Raw genomic sequence first — 17,014 nt, 5'->3', positions numbered from 1 at the left:
GTGCGTCGGGCTGTTCGATCAGGCAAGGTGTAACCCGAGATCGAGCGGTGGCCGGCGGCCGCCAGGGGCGGCAAGGAGTGGAAGTGCCTAAGCGGGGCCGACCGGGTGCGGGCAAGCGGGCGAGGGGAGGCCGGGCGGCCCGACAGCCGCGGCAGGCGTCCCCGAAGCCGGTGCACCCCGCCGACGCCCCGCCCACCGAGGGCCTGCTCGGCCACCCCGCCCCGGTGGTCGAGCCCACCACCGTCGTGCCGCTCGTGCCGCCCGTCCCGGAGACCAGGGGCCTGCTGGCCCCGGAGCCCGAGCGGGTGTCCGAGCCGGTGCCCGCGTCCGTGGCCGGGCGGGTCGAGGCCGGGCGGGTCGAGGCCGGGCGGGTCGAGGACGAGCGCCCGGTCCGCCGCCGCTCGGTCGCCGAGGACACCCTCACCCCCGAGGAGTGGCGGGCGGCCGGCTACACCCCGCCCACCGGCATCCCGGTCCCGGACCTGACCGCCGGCGCCCCCGGCGAGGCGCCCTGGCCGGACCGGATGCGCACCCTGCTGCGCACCCCGATGTCCGAGCGCCCCGCCTTCGAGCGCACCGCCCGCGAGATGCACCCCTCCGCGGCCGTCACCCGCAACGTCCCGCGCATCCTCGACCTGACGCTGCGCATCGGCGAGCTGCTGCTGGCCAGCGGCGAGGCCGCCGAGGACGTCGAGGCGGCGATGCTCGGCATCGCGCACGCCTACCGGCTGGACCGCTGCGAGCCGCAGGTCACCTTCACCCTGATCGGCATCTCGTACCAGCCCTCGCTGGTCGAGCCGCCGGTCACCGCCGACCGCGTGGTGCGCCGCCGCACCTCCGACTACACCCGGCTCGACGCGGTGTACGCGCTGGTCGCGGACATCACCGCGGAGCAGGTGACGGTCAACGACGCCTACCGCCGGCTCGCGGCGATGCGCCGCAACCGGCACCCGTACCCGGCCTGGTTCCTCGCCCTGACCACCGGCCTGCTGGCCGGCGCGGCGACCTTCCTGGTCGGCGGGAAGATCGACGACAAGGCCTGGCTGGTCTTCGCGAGCGCCTTCGTCGCGGCCGTCCTCGGCGACCGGCTGGCCTCCGCCCTGGCCAAGCGCCGGCTGCCGGAGTTCTACCAGTTCGTGGCGGCCGCGATGCCGGCCGCGGCCTCCGGCATCATCCTCTCGCTCAACGACTGGGGCCTGCGCGGCTCGGTCGTGATCACCGGCGGCCTGTTCGCCCTGCTGCCCGGGCGCGCCCTGGTCGCCGCCGTGCAGGACGGCCTGACCGGCTTCTACATCACCGCCGCGGCCCGTCTGCTGGAAGTGGTCTACCTGGTCGCGGGCATCGTGATCGGGGTGATGGTGATCCTCTACCTGGGGGTCGGCTTCGAGGCGAACCTGCGCCCGGACGAGAGCCTGGTGGGCGTCAACTACCCGCCGGTCCAGATGGTCGCCGCGATGCTGCTGACCCTGGCCTTCGCGACGCTGCTCCAGACCGACCGCCGGACGCTGGCCCTGGTCACCGTCAACAGCGGCATCGGCTGGGCCAGCTACGGTGCGCTGGTGTACAACGCGGGCGTCAACCCGATCGCGGCGACCGGTGTGGCGGCCGGCCTGGTCGGCCTGTTCGGCCAGCTGATGGCGCGCTACCGCAACGGTTCGGCGCTGCCGTACGTGACCGCCGCGATCGGCCCGCTGATGCCCGGTTCGGCGCTCTACCTCGGGATGCTCGCCTTCGCCCAGGGGCACTCCAGCGCCGGTCTGGTGTCGGTCTTCCGGGCGGCGGCGATCGCGATGGCGCTGGCGGTCGGGGTGAACCTCGGCGGGGAGATCGCCCGGCTGTTCCTGAAGCTGCCGGTCGGCGCCGAGCGCCCGTCGCTCTACCCGGTCATGCCCCGCCGGGCGGCCAAGCGCACCCGGGGCTTCTGACCGGACGGCGACCCGGTGTTGGGGGAGACGTGGGCCCCGGGCCACGTCACGGCAGGCAGGACGCAGGACCAGGAACGAAGGTAAGACCCATGACGACACTGCTGGACGGCTACCGCGAGCACATCGTCGCCGCGCACAAGCAACCGCTGTTCCTGCTGCTGGTCGGATTCATCACCTCCTTCGTCTTCATCCGGTTCAGCGTCCGGATGATCCGCGCCCAGGTGCGCTGGTGGCCGGGCAACGTGACCCCGGGCGGCCTGCACATCCACCACATGGTGTTCGGCCTGGGCTTCCTGCTGCTCGGCGGCATCGGGGTGTTCGCCACCTACGGCGGGCACCCGTGGATCGACTGGTTCGGGCTGGCCTTCGGCATCGGCTGCGGCCTGGTGCTGGACGAGTTCGCGCTGATCCTGCACCTGGACGACGTGTACTGGAGCGAACAGGGCCGCAAGTCGGTGGACGCGGTGATCTTCGGCATCCTGTTCACCTCCCTGCTGCTGGTCGGGTACGTGCCGCTCGGCGTGGTGCCCGGCGAGGAGACCAGGTGGGGGCTGATCACGATCATCTCGGTGAACTCGCTGGCCTCGGTGGTCACCCTGCTCAAGGGCAAGGTGTGGACCGGCCTGCTCGGGATCATGGTCCCCGGCCTGTCCTGGATCGGGGCGATCCGGCTGGCCCGCCCGAGCAGCCCCTGGGCCCGCTGGCGGTACGCCACGCGCCCCCGGCGCCGGGCGCGTGCGCTGCGGCGCGAGCGCCTGCTGCACCGGCGCGCGGACCGGGCCCGCACCTGGCTCTTCGACCTGATCGCCGGGGCCCCCGACAAGGTGCCCGCCAACCACCCGGCCGCGCACCGGGTGGCCGAGCGGATGGCCGCCCGGGCCAGCGCCCACCTCGACGCGCACGCCGCCCGGGCGCTGGCCCGCCGTCAGGCCCGCCTGGCCGACCGCCGCTCGGCGGCCGCCGCCGGGACGGCGGGGCGGGCCCCGGGTGCGGCGGACCCGGCGGTCGGGCCCGGTCCGGACCGCTCCCGCCTGGCGCAGCAGCGTCGCCGTACGGTTCGGGCGGGGCGCAGCCGGGCCTTCGCCGTCGGTCCGACCGGGCTGGAGAGCCGGCCCGCGCGGCACCCCAGGCTGCGGACGCACACCCGCCGGATCGGCCGGTAGTCCGTCCGGCCGCCGCCCGCTCTCGTCCGCCCTTCGCGGCCCGCCTCGGGCGCCTGCTCGGAGCCGACATTTGGTCAGATCATCTGATCGTCACCCGACCGGCGGAGCACTTTTCCAGGTGTGAAGCCTGCCGGAATTGAGAACATGAGCGTCATGTGACCGTTCTGTCACGTGATGGGATGATTCATCGGACTCCCCGCCACCACCGGGCCGCCGGGCCGTCGCCCGCCCGCCCCGATGCCGCGCACCGTCCGACGCCGTCCCCTCCGGACCCGTCAGAAGGGATGATGTCGCGTGGCTCGCAGGCTCCTGCCGACCCTCCTGTTGTCCCTCACCGCACTGCTCGGACTGCTTCCCGCCGCCCAGGCCGCCCCCGCGCTCGGCGAACCCGTCACCGGTGTACCGGCGGTCGGCCGGCCCGCGGACGAGGAGCCGTACCCGACCACCGAGGAGATCGACCGGGCCCGGACCGAGGCCGAGCGCAAGGCCTCCTCGGCCGCCGCCCTGGAGGCCGCCCTCACCGCCGCCCGGGCCGAGCTGGACCGGGCCGGGCGCACCGCCGAACAGACCGTCGAGGCCTACAACGGTGCCCAGCTGGCCCTCGCCCGGGCCCGCGCCGAGGAGGCCGCCGCCGCACAGCGCGCCGCGGCCGCCGAGACCGAGCGGGTGGCCGCCGCCGAGGACGCGGCCCGGCTCGCGGCCGAGACCTACCGGCAGGGCGCGGGCGCCGAACTGTCCGCCCTCAACGCCCTGCTCGGCGCCCACGGCCCGCGCGAGGCGGGCGAGCGCGCCGCCGCGGTCGGCCAGGTCAGCGAGCGCACCCGGCAGATCCTGGACGCCGCCACCTCCACGGCCGCCGCCGCCCGCCGCGCCTCCGCCGAGGCCCGGGCCGCCACCGGGGCCGCCGGGAAGGCCGCCGTCGAGGTCGGCGCGGCCAAGGCCCGGGCCGAACAGCGGCTGGCCGCCCAGCAGAGCGAGGTGGCCGCCGCCGGGCAGCGCCGCGAGCAGCTGCTCGTCGAACTGGCCGCCGCCCGGAACACCACCGTCGAGCTGGAACGCCGGCGCCGCGAGGCCCTGGAGGCGATCGCCGCCCGCGAGGCCGAGGCCGCCGCCCGCGCCGCCGCCGAACAGGCCGCCCGGGAAGCCGAGGCCGCAGCGGCGGCAGAGGCGGCAGCGGCGGCCGCCGCTGCCAGGGCCCAGGCCCCGCCCCCCGCCCGTCCGTGGTCCGCCGAGGGCGCGGCCGCCGCCATCGCCTTCGCCAAGTCCAAGATCGGCCTGCCCTACGTCTGGGGCGGCGAGGGCCCGGGCGGCTACGACTGCTCCGGGCTGACGATGATGGCCTGGCGCGAGGGCGGCCGGCAGCTCAACCACTTCGCCGCCGACCAGTACGCCCAGAGCACCCCGATCGGCTACCGCCAGCTGCGCCCGGGCGACCTGGTCTTCTGGACCGACACCGGCCGCGCCGCCGACATCTACCATGTCGGGCTCTACATCGGCGACGACCAGATGATCGAGGCCCCGCGGGCCGGCATGCCGGTCAAGCAGGCCAGCCTCTGGATCATGGGCACCCCGAACTTCTACGCCCGCCCCTGACCCCCGGGCCGGTGGGCGCCGGTCAGCACCTCGACGGGGGCGGTCGGCACCACCCCCTCGGCGGCGGCCGCGAGGGCGGGGTCGAGGGTGACCAGGGCGTCCGCCTGGAGCCGGGTCAGCGCGAGGTACTCGGCGTCCAGGGTGTCCGGCAGGCCGAGCCGCTCGGCGATCCGCCAGGCGGTGGCCTGCAGGACGCGGTCGCCGAGCAGCCGGATCCGCAGCGCCCGCACCGCGTCGAGCGCGCGTTCGGCGTCCCGCTCGGCCAACTCGCCGCGCCGGACGGCCCCGTAGAGGAGCGACAGCAGCTGGGAGCGCAGCAGGGTCGGGGCCGGCAGCTGGTGCCCGGCGGGGGTCGCGGCCCCGTCCCGGACCAGGTGGAGGGCCACCTCCGGAGTGATCACGTACGTGGCCATGGCGGTGGCGGCCTCCTCGGGGCGCGGGGATCGCCGACCAGTCAACTCCCGCGGGCGCCGCCCGCGGTGGACGCCACGAGGACCGCCGTGAAGGCCGTCACGAAGGCCGCAGCTCCGGCGGGCTACCGGTCGGCCAGGTCGGCCAGGGCCTGGCGGCTGTCGCGCAGCCGCACGACGGTCCAGCCCCAGGCGGCGGCGAACGGGATCGACACGAGGAACACGGCGAGCGCGCCGCCGATCCGGCCGATCATCTCGGAGTCGCAGGCCTCCGCCATGTGGAAGCCGGTCGGCTCGTAGAAGGCCGGTGTGCCGCAGATCCCCGCGGCCGGGAGGAAGACCAGCCACAGCGCCCAGAGCCAGCTGGCCACGGTCAGCCCGCCGACCAGCTTCGCCGCCAGCGACCAGCTCTCGTAGTCCTTCAGCCGGCGGACGTACTGGTCCTCCATGGTTCCCCCCGAAAACGGATCGTTTGTGCCTGAACCGGCACGAGGATGCCAGGTCGGGCCGCCGGGACGCCACTGTCGGCGGGTCGCGCTAGCGTGGCCGCCGGACCGGCACTGAGGAGGCGTCATGCGGCTGCGGGATGTTCGGGCGGGGGACGTCGAGGCGTACGTCCGGATGCGGTGCGACCCGGTGATGATGGCCGAGCTGGGCGGGCCGCTGCCCCGGGAGAAGGTGGAGGCGCGGCTGCGCAAGGACCTGGCCGAGGTGGCCGCGGACGGCGCCTGGATCAGGATGATCGTGCCGGACTCCGCCGGGGGCGACGAGGCCGCGGGCGTCGTCACGCTCTGGTCGGACGAGGAGGACGGCGTGCCGGTCTCCGAGATCGGCTGGATGGTGCTGCCCGAGTACCAGGGCCGCGGCCTCGCCAAGGCGGCCGTCCGCCTGGTGCTGGACGCCGCCGCCGAGGACGGCCGCTGGGGCGAGGTGCACGCCAACCCGGGGACGGCCAACGGGCCGTCCAACGGGATCTGCCGGGCGCTCGGCTTCCGGCTGCTCGGCGAGCGGGACCTGGACTTCGCGGACCGCGTCCTGCGGACCAACCACTGGGTGGTGGTGCCGGGCGAGCACACCGGGTCGCGCACGGAATAAATCGGATGCCGCCCCCGAAAGGCCGCCGTACGGTGGCCCCATGGGCAACAGCAACGATCACGCGGCCGTCGACACCGTGAGCGGGCTCCAGGTACGGGCCGTCTCGGTGGACGAGGTCGCGGAGTGGAACCGGGCGCTCAACTTCGGCTTCCTGCGCCCCGAGGTGGCCGTCGCGGAGGACCTGCGCCGCCGCTACTGGGAGCCCGGCCGGATGCTGGCCGGCTTCGACGGCGAGCGCCAGATCGCCACCTTCCGCAGCTTCGACACCGAACTGACCGTCCCGGGCGGGGCCGTCGTGCCGGCCGACGCCATCACCAACGTCGCGGTCACCGCCACCCACCGCCGCCGCGGCCTGCTCAGCGCGATGATGCGGCGGGACCTCGCGGCCGCCGCCGAGCGCGGCAGCGCGGTCGCGATCCTGGCCGCCGCCGAGTACAACATCTACGGCCGCTTCGGCTTCGGCCCGGCCACCCAGGGCGCCGGCTGGAACATCGACCTGCGCCGCACCCGCGGTCTGCGCGAGGGCCTGTCGGGCGTCCCCGGCGGCCGGACCGACTTCGTGACCATGGCGGAGCTGCGCGAGCTGGGAGCAGACCTGCACGAGCGCTGGCGGCGCACCCAGCCGGGGGCGATCGAGCGCGACGCGCTCTGGTGGGAGCGCACCTCCGGCGAGGTGCGGGCGCCGGGCGACGAGTTCAAGGAGCCCTTCGCCGCCGTCCACCGGGACGCCGCCGGGGAGGTCACCGGCCTGGTGCTCTACCGGATCGCCAACAAGTGGGACGGCGCCTACCCCGACTGCAAGCTCACCGTGAGCGAGTTCATCGCCCTCGACCTGCCCACCGCCGTCGAGCTGTGGCGCCTGGTGCTGTCGGTCGACTGGGTGTCCCGGGTCGAGGTGCCCAAGCTCGCCCCGGACGACCCGCTGCCGCTGCTGCTCCAGGACCCGCGCGCGGCCACCCCGCACGAGGGCAACGGGGACCTCGTGTGGCTGCGGGTGCTGGACGTCGAGGCCGCGTTCGGCGCCCGGAGCTACGGCGCCCCCGGCCGGGTGGTGCTGGAGGTCGACGACAGGCTCGGCTACGCCTCCGGCCGTTGGGCGCTGGAGACGGCCGAGGACGGCACCGGCCGCTGCGTCCGGACCACGGACGACGCCGACCTCGCGCTCGGCGCCTCGGAGTTGGGCTCGCTCTACCTGGGCGCGGAGACGGCGTCGAGGCTGGCCGCGGCCGCCCTGCTCACCGAACTGCGCCCGGGCGCGGCCGCCGCCGCCGACCTGCTGCTGCGCACCCCGCTGCGGGCCTGGACGCCGACCGAGTTCTGATCCCGCGCACACGCCGGAGGCCGACCCGTTCGCGGGCCGGCCTCCGGCGTGACGACAGCCGAAACAGCCGCTCGGGGCTCAGGAGATGGTGTAGACCTGCTTGGCGCTCGCCCGGTAGGCGTCGATCGCCCACTCGCGCCACGAGCTGACGCGCAGCTCCAGCTTCTCGCCCTTGTTCAGGGTCCCGGAGACCTTCACGTCGGCGACGCGCGGCGACTTCTTGCAGTCCGCCTCGGCGGACTGCTTCCAGCTCTCGCCGGCGCCTCCGTACTCGAGCCACGCGGTGACCCTGCTGGCCACGTCGCAGGTCGCGTCGGCGGTTCCCACGAAGGAGTATCCGCCCTCGCCGTCCCAGGACAGCGTGCCCTTGACCGTGCCCAGGCCCTGGTAGTTCTTCACCCAGAGGTCGACGGCGGTGGAGCCCGGTGCCACCGAGTTCGGGGCCGCCACCGCGTGGGGCGCGGCCAGGGCCGTCGTGCAGGCGGCGAGCAACACCACGGGAGCCATGCGGGACTTGAGAGTCGAGGTCAGGGAACGCATGTGAACTGATCTCCTTGTCTTCCTGTCGGATTGCATGTTCACGCTAGATCGCCGCGGTGGGCGCTTCCATCCCTCGAACGGGTGAATGATCTTCGGCCAAATCGAAAATCCTGCCGCCTTGATCCGGCTGGGGCATGGTGGTTGACGACGAGTCAGGGCGTGGATGGTGGGCTCCCGAAACGCATCCGGCCGGGCACTCCCGGTGGGGGAGTGCCCGGCCGGATGCGTTCCGTCCGTGGCCGGGGCGGGCGCTACTTGACCGCCGCCTTGCCGATGGTGGGCAGGATGAAGTCCTGGATCAGGCCCTTGGCGTCGCGGACGATCGGCCGGAAGACCCGGTAGCGGGACAGGTTGATCATCCGCGCCGCGAGCGGCGTCGAGCGCCGGACGAACTCCCTGGTCCGCTCGGTGTCCGGGGTGCGGTCGAAGACCCAGTACAGCACCACGATCATCAGGTAGAGCCAGAGCACGTCCGGCAGCAGCTCGACCAGTTCGGCGTCCAGCTTGGGCGCCAGCTCCGAGCCCTGGAGGACGTCGCGGAACAGCTCGACCGCCGTCGCCCGGGCCGGGTGGGACTCGTTGGAGAACGGGCTCAGCGAGCTGGTCGGGTCGGCGGCGGTGCGGAAGAACTGCGCGGAGAACTCGTGGTACGGCGCGGCCGTGTCGAGCCAGGAGTCCAGCGCGATCCGCAGCCGCTCGGAGAAGTCCCGGGTGTGGGCCATCCGGCGCCTGGCGTCGGCCGCGTGCTCGTAGGTCATCCGGTCGTAGAACCCCTGGATCAGGAATTCCTTCGCCGAGAAGTAGTAGTAGGCGTTGCCCACCGAGACGCCGGCCTCGGTGGCGATGGCGCGCATGGTGGTCTTCTCGTAGCCCCGTTCCTGGAACAGCCGCATGGCCGTCTCCAGGATCAGGGCACGGGTCGCCTCACTCTTGTCGGTCTTCGGCTGGGCCCGGCCGCCGGGCAGGGGCCCGCCCTCCGGTGCGGGGCCGCCCTCCGGTCCGGGCACGGCCGGAGCCCCGGCCGTGCCGTTCCCGCCGTCCGTTCGGTTCGTCGCTGCCAGGTCGTCCACGAGGACGAGCCTAGCCGGAGACGACGTTCCATCCGGTGTCGGTGTTCGTGGCACCGGATGCCCCCTCCGCACCCGGTACCACGATGACCCCCCGAATTTCGAACGCGTTCAAAAGCTGAGGGGAACTGTAGACGCTTCGGTTGAACATGTTCAACTCCATCTCTGTGGGAGGCTGGTCACATGATCAGTTCAGGACAGATCGTCATTCGGCGCGGCGGAGTGCGGGACGCCGAGGCCGTCGCCGAGCTGCACGCCCACAGCTGGCGCACCACCTACCGGGGGATCGTCCCGGCGGAGGGGCTGGGCGACGGGATGGCGGCCCAGCGGCGCGAGCTGTGGGAACTGCGCCTGGACGCCGACTACGGGGAGCCGGAGAACACGCCCGAGCTCCTGATCGCCGAACGGGCCGGTGCGGTGGTCGGGTTCATCTACCTCGTCCCGCAGCCGGACGGCGGGGTGCTGATCGACAACCTGCACGTGCGCCCCGGCCTGAACGGTGGCGGCATCGGCCGCGAGCTGCTGACCGCGGGCCGCGCCCATGTCGCCGAGCGGCACCCCGGGGCCGCACTCTCCCTGGAGGTGCTGCGGGACAACACCCGCGCGATCGCCTTCTACGAGCGCGAGGGCGCCGAGCGGGTCCGGGCACAGGAGGGGGAGTTCCCCGGCGGATTCCTGCTGCCCGAGTACGTGTACGCCTGGCCGGCCGAGCGCGTGGCGACCGGGGCCGACCGGCCGGAGCCGGCGGACCGGTAGGAACGGACCGATGGGAACGGATCAGTAGGAACGGACCGGTGGACGTGGAAGCGGCGCCGGAGCGGCCCGGTCAGTCGAAGTCGTAGACCGTCACCGGGACGCCCCGGTCCGTCAGCCGGGCGGTGACCAGCGGCTCGACCCGCTCCCAGCGCCCGCCCGCCAGACCGCAGCCGATCCGCGGCATGTGGACGGAGGCGCCGAGCCGGAGCGCGTGCCCGCCCAGCGCGTCCAGCCCGGTGTCGATCGCCTCGTACCGCACGGGCACCCCGGTGGAGCGCCCCGTCCGGATGCCGCGCTGGCCGACCAGGTTGGCCACCCAGACGTGCGGATCGACCTGCACCAGCTGGACGGCGCCGAGCCCGAAGTCGTTCGTCGCCCGCTCCCGGTGCCAGCGCCGGTACGCCGCCTCCGGCTCGGGCCAGCGTCTGGAGAGCGCGAGCACGAAGCCCTTGCCCCAGCCGCCGAGGTCGTTGCAGACGTGCGCGATCACCTTCACGCCCTTGCCGTGCGGCGTGGTGGCATCGCCTCGGACGTAGGTGATTTCCTCCATGCCTCGACGTTAGAGGGAGGCACTGACAATCCGCTCGGAATTATCCGCCGCAGCCGAACCCGCCGCACCTGATGCACCTGATGCACCGTCCGACGCACCGTTCGAGACGGGACCCGAGGCGCCGCCGGTCGTCGCCGCCCCCGGCGTCGCCAGGTGCCGCCGCCCCGCCAGCGCGATCAGCAGCGCGAGCCCGGCGGCCGCGGCGGGCAGGGCGTAGCCGGTGCCCGGAGCGGCCCGCTCGGCGACCGCCCCGGCGAGCGCCGCCCCCGCCGAGATGCCGACCACGATGCCGGACACCGCCATCGCCATCCCCTCGTTGAACTGCCGCCGCGGCAGCAGCTCCTGGACCAGCGTCATTCCCGTCACCATGGTCGGCGCGGTGGCGGTGCCGGCCGCGAACAGCGCCACGCCGAGCAGTCCGAGACCGGCCCCGCCCAGTCCGGCGGCGAGCGGCAGCAGCAGCACCACGACCATCGCCGTGGCGCCGAGCAGGAAGCGCGGGCCCGGCGCCCGACGCGGGGCCAGCAGTCCGAACAGCAGCCCCGCCAGGCAGGAGCCGGCCGCGACCAGGGCCAGCAGCAGGCCGGCCGACGCCTTGTGGCCGAGCGCGTCGGCGTACGCCACGGTGGTGATCTCGGTCGCGCCGAAGACCATGCCGGTCGCCAGGAAGGTCAGCACCAGCACCCGCAGCCCGGGCACCCGCAGCGGGGAGCCGGCCGAGTCGGCCGAGCCGACAGAGCCGGCCGGGACGGGCGGCGGCAGCGGCGGTTCGGTGCGCCGCTGGGCGGCGAACAGCAGGGCGCCGGTGGTGCCGAGGGCGCCGGCGGTGATCAGTCCGGCCTCCGGGGCGAACGTGGTGCAGAGCACCATCGCGAGCACCGGTCCGGCCATGAAGCAGAGTTCGTCCAGCGCCTGCTCGAAGGAGTTGGCCAGGTGCCGGGCGGCCGGGTCGTCCCGGTGCAGGTGCGCCCAGCGGGAGCGGGCCATGCCGCCGAGGTTGGGCGCCGCCGCCCAGGCCGCGGAGCAGAGGAGGAGCGTCCAGTCGGGTGCGCCGAGCCGGACGCCGAGCAGCAGGCCGGTCAGCGGAACGGCGTTGTACAGCGCGGCCGGTACCGTCACCCGCGCCTGCCCGTACCGGTCCACCAGCCGTCCGATCAGCGGCATCCCGATCGCGCCGGTGACCAGCCCGGTCGCCGAGACCGCCCCGGCCAGCCCGTACGAGCCGCGCCGTTCGGAGAGCAGCACCACCAGTGCGACGCCGTTCATCGACAGCGCCAGCCGGCCGAGCAGCCCGGTCAGGGTGAAGGCGACGGCGCCGGGGGCCGCGAACAGCCGCCGGTAGGAGGTGAGGAGGGCGCGCGAGGGCATCGGGCTCCTGTGAGCAGGTGGGAAGGGGGTGCCCCCAGCCTGGTGCCGGCGGCGGGCGGCCGTCCAACACCTGTTTCGCCGCACTCACAACACCCTGTTGTTAATCTGCCGCCCATGCCCCGTGACCTGCACCCCCGTCTGCTCCGCGGCTTCGTCGCGACCGCCGAGACCCTGCACTTCGGCCTGGCCGCCGAGCGGCTGCACACCGCCCAGCAGGCGCTCAGCCGGGACGTCCGGACCCTGGAGGGGCTGCTCGGCGACGCGCTGTTCACCCGCACCACCCGCAGCGTCGAACTCACCCCGGCCGGGCGGCGGTTGCTGCCCCGGGCGCGCCGGTTCCTCGCCCTGCACGACGAGATCCTCGCCGAGGCGGCGACCGGGGCCGGGGCCGCCGCCCGGCCGCTGCTGCTCGACCTCAACAGCGACGTCAACGGCCCGGACCTCGCCGCCGACCGGGTGCTCGAACGGGCCCGCGCCGCCTGGCCGGAGGGCGAACTGCTGGCCCGCTTCCACGGCGGGCTGGCCGCGGCCGCCGCCGAGCTCCTGGCCCACCGGCTGGACGCCTCCTTCGGGCGCTTCGCCGGACTGCCCGCCCCGGTGCGCGGTCAACTCGTCCAGCTGCCGGTGCGGTTGGAGCGGGTCTCGGTGATGATGGCGGACACCCATCCGCTGGCCGGCCGCGCCGCCCTGCGCCTGTCGGACCTGGTCGGGCACCCCGTCGACGTCTGCGTGGGCAACCCGGCCACCACCGAGTGGGCCGACCTCGGCACCCGGCTGCTGCGCGAGCACGGCCTGACGGCGGCCGCGCCGTACGCGCCGCCGGTCGGCGTGGACGAGACCGCCCGCTACCTGGTCCGGCACGGCGATCCGATGCTGACCACGGTCGGCGGTCCGCGGATGCCGGGGACGGTGAACGTGCCGCTGGTGGAGCCGGTGCCGCTGACCCTGGTCAGCCTGGTGCACCGGCCCGGCGAGCGTCACCCGGGGCTGCGGGCGCTGGCCGCGGCGGCGGACGAGCTCGGCGCGGCCGAGGGCTGGCTGCGCCGCCCGCCGGGCAGCTGGCTCCCCGCGGCGGACGCGGCGCTGCTCCCCCCGGGGTAGGCGAAAACCGCCCCTGCCCCCGGGGGGAGGGGCAGGGACGGTGCTCAGGGGGCGGCCCGCGACGGGGCGAGGCCGGCCGCGACGGGGGCGACCCGCGACGGGGACGGCCGGCTCAGGCCGCCTTGACGGCGGAGATCTCGAAGCTGAGCTTGACCTTCTCGCCGATCAGCACGCCGCCGGTCTCCAGCGCGGCGTTGTAGGTCAGGCCGAACTCGGTGCGGTCGAGGACGGCCTTGCCCTCGAAGCCGACCCGGTCGGCGCCGTACGCGTCGGTGGCGCTGCCGGTGTACTCCAGGTCGAGCACGACCGGGCGGGTGGTGCCCTTGATGGTGAGGTCGCCGGTCATCCGGTACGAGTCGCCGCCGACCAGCTGGGCGGAGGTGCTGCGGAAGCGGATCTCCGGGTGGGCGTCGGCGGCGAAGAAGTCGCCGGTGCGCAGGTGCTCGTCGCGCTGGGCCTGGTTGGTGTCGACGCTCGCGACCTTGATCACCAGCTCGGCCGTGGAGTTGCCCGGGTGGGTCCCGTCCAGGTGCAGCGCGCCGTCGTACTCGGTGAAGCGGCCCTTGACGTTGGTGACCATCGCGTGGCGGACCGAGAAGCCGATCTCGCTGTGCGTGGTGTCGATCGTCCAGTCGCCGGTCAGGTGGGCGAGGTCCGGACCGGCCGGGGTCCGGACGGTGGCCGCGGCGGGGGCGGTGACGGTCTTGGTGCGGTTGAACAGGCCCATGGCTTCCTCCTTGGTTCGAAGCCAGTTGTTTAGGCTTCAACTTGTTGGCTCCAGCGTAGGACAACTTCGTTCAACTTTCAACCATGGCGTCGGGGCTTCCCCCGAACGGCTCAGCGGACCGGTCCTGTCGGCCCTCCCGGCTAGGCTGCGAAGGACGGTTCCCACCCCGCCCGGAAGGCCCCCGATGTTCGTCCTGCACGCGCTCTGGCGGGCGGACGGGCGGCTGGCGCTCTGGGCCGAGGACGCCCGCGCCCACCCCGGCGCCCCCGAGCCGCACCCCGACCGGCCCGCCCCGCGCGCCCACCCCTACGCCTGCCCGGCCGGCGAGCTGGCCGCCGTGCTCGGCGGCATCGGCCCGGGCCTCGGCTGGCTCGCCGGCCAGGCCCCCGAGCGCTGGGCCACCCTGCTGCTGCCCACCGTCGGCACCGCCCCCGCGCCCTCGCCCGACCTGCCGGTCACCCCGCCGCGCGGCGGCGCCGTGCTCACCCCCTGGCGCGTGCCGGCCCTGCTCTTCGACGCCGGGGCCGCCGCCCAACTGCTCGGCGAGGTCTTCGACCCGGTCTGGGCCGTCACCGGCACCGACCTGCCCGGCGCCGGACGGGTCGAGGTGGTCCACGGCCCCTCGCTGCGCTGGCTCACCGGGGTGCACGACCTCGCCTGGCGGACGGTCGGCCGGGGCCGGGTGCTGCCGCTGCCCGTGACCGCCGCCGACGGCCGGCCGCGGGCGCGGTGGCGGCCCGATCCCACCCCGGCCGGGCGCGGCGAGGCCGCCGCCCTGGCCGCCGGCTGCCCGCCCGTCCTGCTGGGGGAGTGGCCGCACGGCCCCGGCAGCGGCGAGGCGCTGCTGGGCGCGGCCCTGGGCGCACTGGTGGACGCCGAGGCCCGCGCCGCACTGGCGGACACCCCCTTCCCCGCGCCGGGGGAGGCCGTCGCCGAGCGCTGGCTGCACGCCCTCGCCACCCCCGACGGCGCGATCGACGGCGCCCCGGCCGGGGAGGTCGCCGAACTTCGCCGCCGGCTCGGCGCCTGGTACGCCGCCGCCGAGCCCGTCGACCCGGCGCTGCGGCTCTGCTTCCGCCTGGTCGAGCCGCTCGGCCCCGACGCGGACGACCCCGAGGGCCGCCCCTCCGACGACGCCTGGCGGCTGGAGTTCCTGCTCCAGGCCGTGGACGAGCCCTCCCTGCTGGTCCGCGCCGCCGACCTGCACGAGGGCGGCGCCGCCCACGCCGCGCTCGCCCGCAAGGCCGCCGACCCGGTCGACGTCCTGGTCGCCGAGCTCGCCCGCGCCGCCCACCGCTGGCCCGCCCTGGACGGGCTGCGCCACCGCTCCCGCCCGTCCGCCCTGCCGCTCGACCGGGCCGGTGCGCTGGACTTCCTGCGCACCGCCGCGCCCGCCCTCGCTGAGGGCGGCTTCGGGGTGCTGCTGCCCGCCTGGTGGCGCCGCCGCCCCCGGCTCGGGCTCGCCCTGCGCGCCACCATCCCGCCCGCGCCCGGCACCCTCGCGGTCACCAGCCAGGTGGACCGGGACACCGTGGTCGCCTTCCGGTGGCAGGCCGCGCTCGGCCCGGAGGGGGAGCCGCTCACCGAGCGCGAACTGGCCGAACTCGCCGCCGCCAAGCAGGGGTTGGTCCGGGTGCGCGGCACCTGGCTGGAGGCCGACCCGGCCCAGATCGCCGCCGCCCTCGCCTTCCTCGCCGACCGGCGCGACGGCGTGCTCGCCGCCACCGAACTGCTCCGGCTCGCCCTCGACCCGGACGCGACGGTCGCCGGGCTGCCGGTCACCTCGGTGCGCGCGGACGGCCCGCTCGGCGACCTGCTCGCCGGGCGGGGCGGCGGCGCGGTGGCGCCGGAGCTGCCGCCGGACTTCCGGGCCGAGCTGCGCCCGTACCAGGAGCGCGGGCTGGCCTGGCTGCGGACCATGTCCGGGCTCGGCCTCGGCGCCGTGCTGGCGGACGACATGGGCCTCGGCAAGACCGTCCAGACGCTCGCCCTGCTGGCTGCGGAGAAGGCCTCCGAGAAGGTCCCCGAGCAGGCCTCCGGGAAGGCCTCCGGGAAGGCCTCCGAACGGCCCGGTGGCGCCGTCGGCCCGACCCTGCTGGTCTGCCCGATGTCCCTGGTCGGCAACTGGCAGCGCGAGGCCGAGCGCTTCGCCCCCGGCCTGCGGCGGTACGTCCACCACGGGGCCGGCCGCCTCGGCGCGGAGCAACTCGCCGAAGCCGTACGGGGCGTGGACCTGGTCATCACCACCTACGGGCTGGTCCAGCGCGACCTCGCCGCCCTGCGCGCGATCCGCTGGCGCCGGGTGGTCGCCGACGAGGCCCAGCACATCAAGAACACCGGCACCGCGCAGTCCCGGGCGATCCGGTCGCTGCCCGTCACCCGGCACCGGATCGCCCTCACCGGCACCCCGGTGGAGAACCGGCTCGCCGAACTGCACGCCGTCCTGGACTTCGCCAACCCGGGCCTGCTCGGCCCGGCCGAGCGCTTCAAGGAGCGCTACGCGATCCCGGTCGAGCTGCACCGCAACCCCGAGCGCACCGCCGAACTCCTGCGCCGCACCGCCCCGTTCGTGCTGCGCCGGGTCAAGTCCGACCCGGCGGTGGCGGCCGAGCTGCCCGCCAAGCAGGAGATGACCGTCTGGTGCAACCTCACCGCCGAGCAGGCCGGCCTCTACCAGGCCGTGGTCGCCGACCTGCTGCGGCGGGTCGAGGGCATCCGGGGCGTGGAGCGGCGCGGCACGGTGCTGGCCTCGATCGGCAAGCTCAAGCAGGTCTGCAACCACCCGGCCCAACTGCTGCACGACGGTTCGGCGGTGGCCGGGCGTTCGGGCAAGGTCGCCCGGCTGGCCGAACTGCTGGAGGAGGCGCTGGCCGAGGGCGACCGGACGCTGGTCTTCACCCAGTACGCCGAGTTCGGCGCGATGCTCCGCCCGTACCTGGAGCGCAGGCTCGGCGAGGAGGTGCTCTACCTGCACGGCGGCCTGGCCCGGGCGCGCCGCGAGGAGCTGGTCGACCGCTTCCAGTCCCCGGACGGGCCACGGGTGTTCCTGCTCTCGCTGCGGGCCGGCGGTACCGGCCTCAACCTGACCGCCGCCAACCAGGTGATCCACCTGGACCGCTGGTGGAACCCGGCGGTCGAGGAGCAGGCCACCGACCGCGCCTTCCGGATCGGCCAGCGCCGGGACGTCCAGGTCCGCCGACTGGTCTGCGTCGGCACCGTCGAGGAGCGGATCGACGAACTCCTCACCGCCAAGCGCTCGTTGGCCGAGGCGGTGGTGGGGGAGGGGGAGCGCTGGCTCACCGACCTGCCGGTCGACGCACTGCGCGAACTGGTCGCCCTCACCCGGGAGGACGCCGTGGCCGAGGAGGACCTATGACCGGTTCCGGCACCGAGGAGGA

15 protein-coding genes are annotated in these 17,014 nt (G+C 75.0%); 8 read left to right on the top strand and 7 right to left on the bottom strand.

Annotated elements, in window-relative coordinates:
- Nucleotides 1-83: 83 nt before the first annotated feature.
- The 3 genes from AMK13_RS08840 to AMK13_RS08830 all read left to right on the top strand — a co-directional run bounded on the left by AMK13_RS08840 (nt 84) and on the right by AMK13_RS08830 (nt 4,681).
- A complete protein-coding gene (locus tag AMK13_RS08840) occupies nt 84-1,925 on the top strand; it encodes a threonine/serine ThrE exporter family protein (RefSeq protein ID WP_241852799.1) in 1,842 nt (613 codons plus the stop codon).
- An 89-nt stretch (nt 1,926-2,014) separates the two neighbouring features.
- Nucleotides 2,015-3,088: a hypothetical protein gene (locus AMK13_RS08835; RefSeq protein WP_181970613.1), complete on the top strand. Its 1,074-nt coding sequence runs from the start codon at nt 2,015-2,017 to the stop codon at nt 3,086-3,088.
- A gap of 294 nt (nt 3,089-3,382) precedes the next feature.
- Entirely contained in the window at nt 3,383-4,681 is a 1,299-nt protein-coding gene (locus AMK13_RS08830; RefSeq protein WP_074001746.1) for a C40 family peptidase, read from the top strand.
- On the opposite strand, the gene AMK13_RS08825 is transcribed toward AMK13_RS08830, so the two are convergent.
- Both AMK13_RS08825 and AMK13_RS08820 read right to left on the bottom strand, forming a co-directional pair.
- The gene (locus tag AMK13_RS08825; RefSeq protein WP_074001745.1) at nt 4,666-5,094 is read right to left on the bottom strand and encodes a type II toxin-antitoxin system VapC family toxin; all 429 of its coding nucleotides are present in this window, start codon (nt 5,092-5,094) and stop codon (nt 4,666-4,668) included. The genes AMK13_RS08830 and AMK13_RS08825 overlap by 16 nt on opposite strands.
- Nucleotides 5,095-5,216: 122 nt before the next feature.
- Nucleotides 5,217-5,540, bottom strand: coding sequence for a hypothetical protein (locus AMK13_RS08820; protein ID WP_074001744.1), 324 nt, complete (start codon nt 5,538-5,540; stop codon nt 5,217-5,219).
- A 124-nt stretch (nt 5,541-5,664) separates the two neighbouring features.
- On the opposite strand from AMK13_RS08820, the gene AMK13_RS08815 reads away from it, so the two are divergent.
- Together AMK13_RS08815 and AMK13_RS08810 are read left to right on the top strand one after the other, a co-directional pair.
- A complete protein-coding gene (locus AMK13_RS08815; protein WP_074001743.1) occupies nt 5,665-6,186 on the top strand; it encodes a GNAT family N-acetyltransferase in 522 nt (173 codons plus the stop codon).
- Between the two features lie 40 nt (nt 6,187-6,226).
- Nucleotides 6,227-7,507, top strand: a complete 1,281-nt coding sequence (locus AMK13_RS08810) for a GNAT family N-acetyltransferase (protein WP_074001742.1) — start codon at nt 6,227-6,229, stop codon at nt 7,505-7,507.
- Between the two features lie 78 nt (nt 7,508-7,585).
- Here the strand turns inward: AMK13_RS08810 and AMK13_RS08805 are convergent, their stop codons facing one another.
- Together AMK13_RS08805 and AMK13_RS08800 are read right to left on the bottom strand one after the other, a co-directional pair.
- Nucleotides 7,586-8,047 carry a hypothetical protein gene (locus AMK13_RS08805; protein WP_074001741.1) on the bottom strand — a complete coding sequence of 154 codons (462 nt, stop codon included), beginning with the start codon at nt 8,045-8,047 and terminating at the stop codon, nt 7,586-7,588.
- A gap of 251 nt (nt 8,048-8,298) precedes the next feature.
- Entirely contained in the window at nt 8,299-9,117 is an 819-nt protein-coding gene (locus AMK13_RS08800) for a TetR/AcrR family transcriptional regulator (RefSeq protein WP_234348640.1), read from the bottom strand.
- A 180-nt stretch (nt 9,118-9,297) separates the two neighbouring features.
- Here AMK13_RS08800 and AMK13_RS08795 point away from each other — a divergent pair, with 180 nt between their 5' ends.
- Nucleotides 9,298-9,870: a GNAT family N-acetyltransferase gene (locus tag AMK13_RS08795; RefSeq protein WP_107086613.1), complete on the top strand. Its 573-nt coding sequence runs from the start codon at nt 9,298-9,300 to the stop codon at nt 9,868-9,870.
- A 70-nt stretch (nt 9,871-9,940) separates the two neighbouring features.
- On the opposite strand, the gene AMK13_RS08790 is transcribed toward AMK13_RS08795, so the two are convergent.
- Nucleotides 9,941-10,420 (bottom strand): macro domain-containing protein, encoded by a 480-nt coding sequence (locus AMK13_RS08790; protein ID WP_074001740.1) that lies wholly within the window; start codon nt 10,418-10,420, stop codon nt 9,941-9,943.
- A 9-nt stretch (nt 10,421-10,429) separates the two neighbouring features.
- Nucleotides 10,430-11,788 carry an MFS transporter gene (locus tag AMK13_RS08785; RefSeq protein WP_074001739.1) on the bottom strand — a complete coding sequence of 453 codons (1,359 nt, stop codon included), beginning with the start codon at nt 11,786-11,788 and terminating at the stop codon, nt 10,430-10,432.
- A gap of 114 nt (nt 11,789-11,902) precedes the next feature.
- Between AMK13_RS08785 and AMK13_RS08780 the strand changes: the two genes are divergently transcribed.
- Nucleotides 11,903-12,889, top strand: a complete 987-nt coding sequence (locus tag AMK13_RS08780) for a LysR family transcriptional regulator (protein ID WP_074001738.1) — start codon at nt 11,903-11,905, stop codon at nt 12,887-12,889.
- A 112-nt stretch (nt 12,890-13,001) separates the two neighbouring features.
- Here the strand turns inward: AMK13_RS08780 and AMK13_RS08775 are convergent, their stop codons facing one another.
- Entirely contained in the window at nt 13,002-13,616 is a 615-nt protein-coding gene (locus AMK13_RS08775; RefSeq protein WP_074001737.1) for a YceI family protein, read from the bottom strand.
- Between the two features lie 184 nt (nt 13,617-13,800).
- Between AMK13_RS08775 and AMK13_RS08770 the strand changes: the two genes are divergently transcribed.
- Entirely contained in the window at nt 13,801-16,992 is a 3,192-nt protein-coding gene (locus AMK13_RS08770) for a DEAD/DEAH box helicase (RefSeq protein WP_074001736.1), read from the top strand.
- The last annotated feature ends 22 nt before the right edge of the window (nt 16,993-17,014 follow it).

Origin of the sequence: Streptomyces sp. CB02056 (assembly GCF_001905545.1) — a bacterium.
Lineage (GTDB): Bacteria > Actinomycetota > Actinomycetes > Streptomycetales > Streptomycetaceae > Kitasatospora.
The sequence above is the reverse complement of the archived record's forward strand: the minus strand, read 5'-3'. Positions and strand labels throughout refer to the sequence as shown.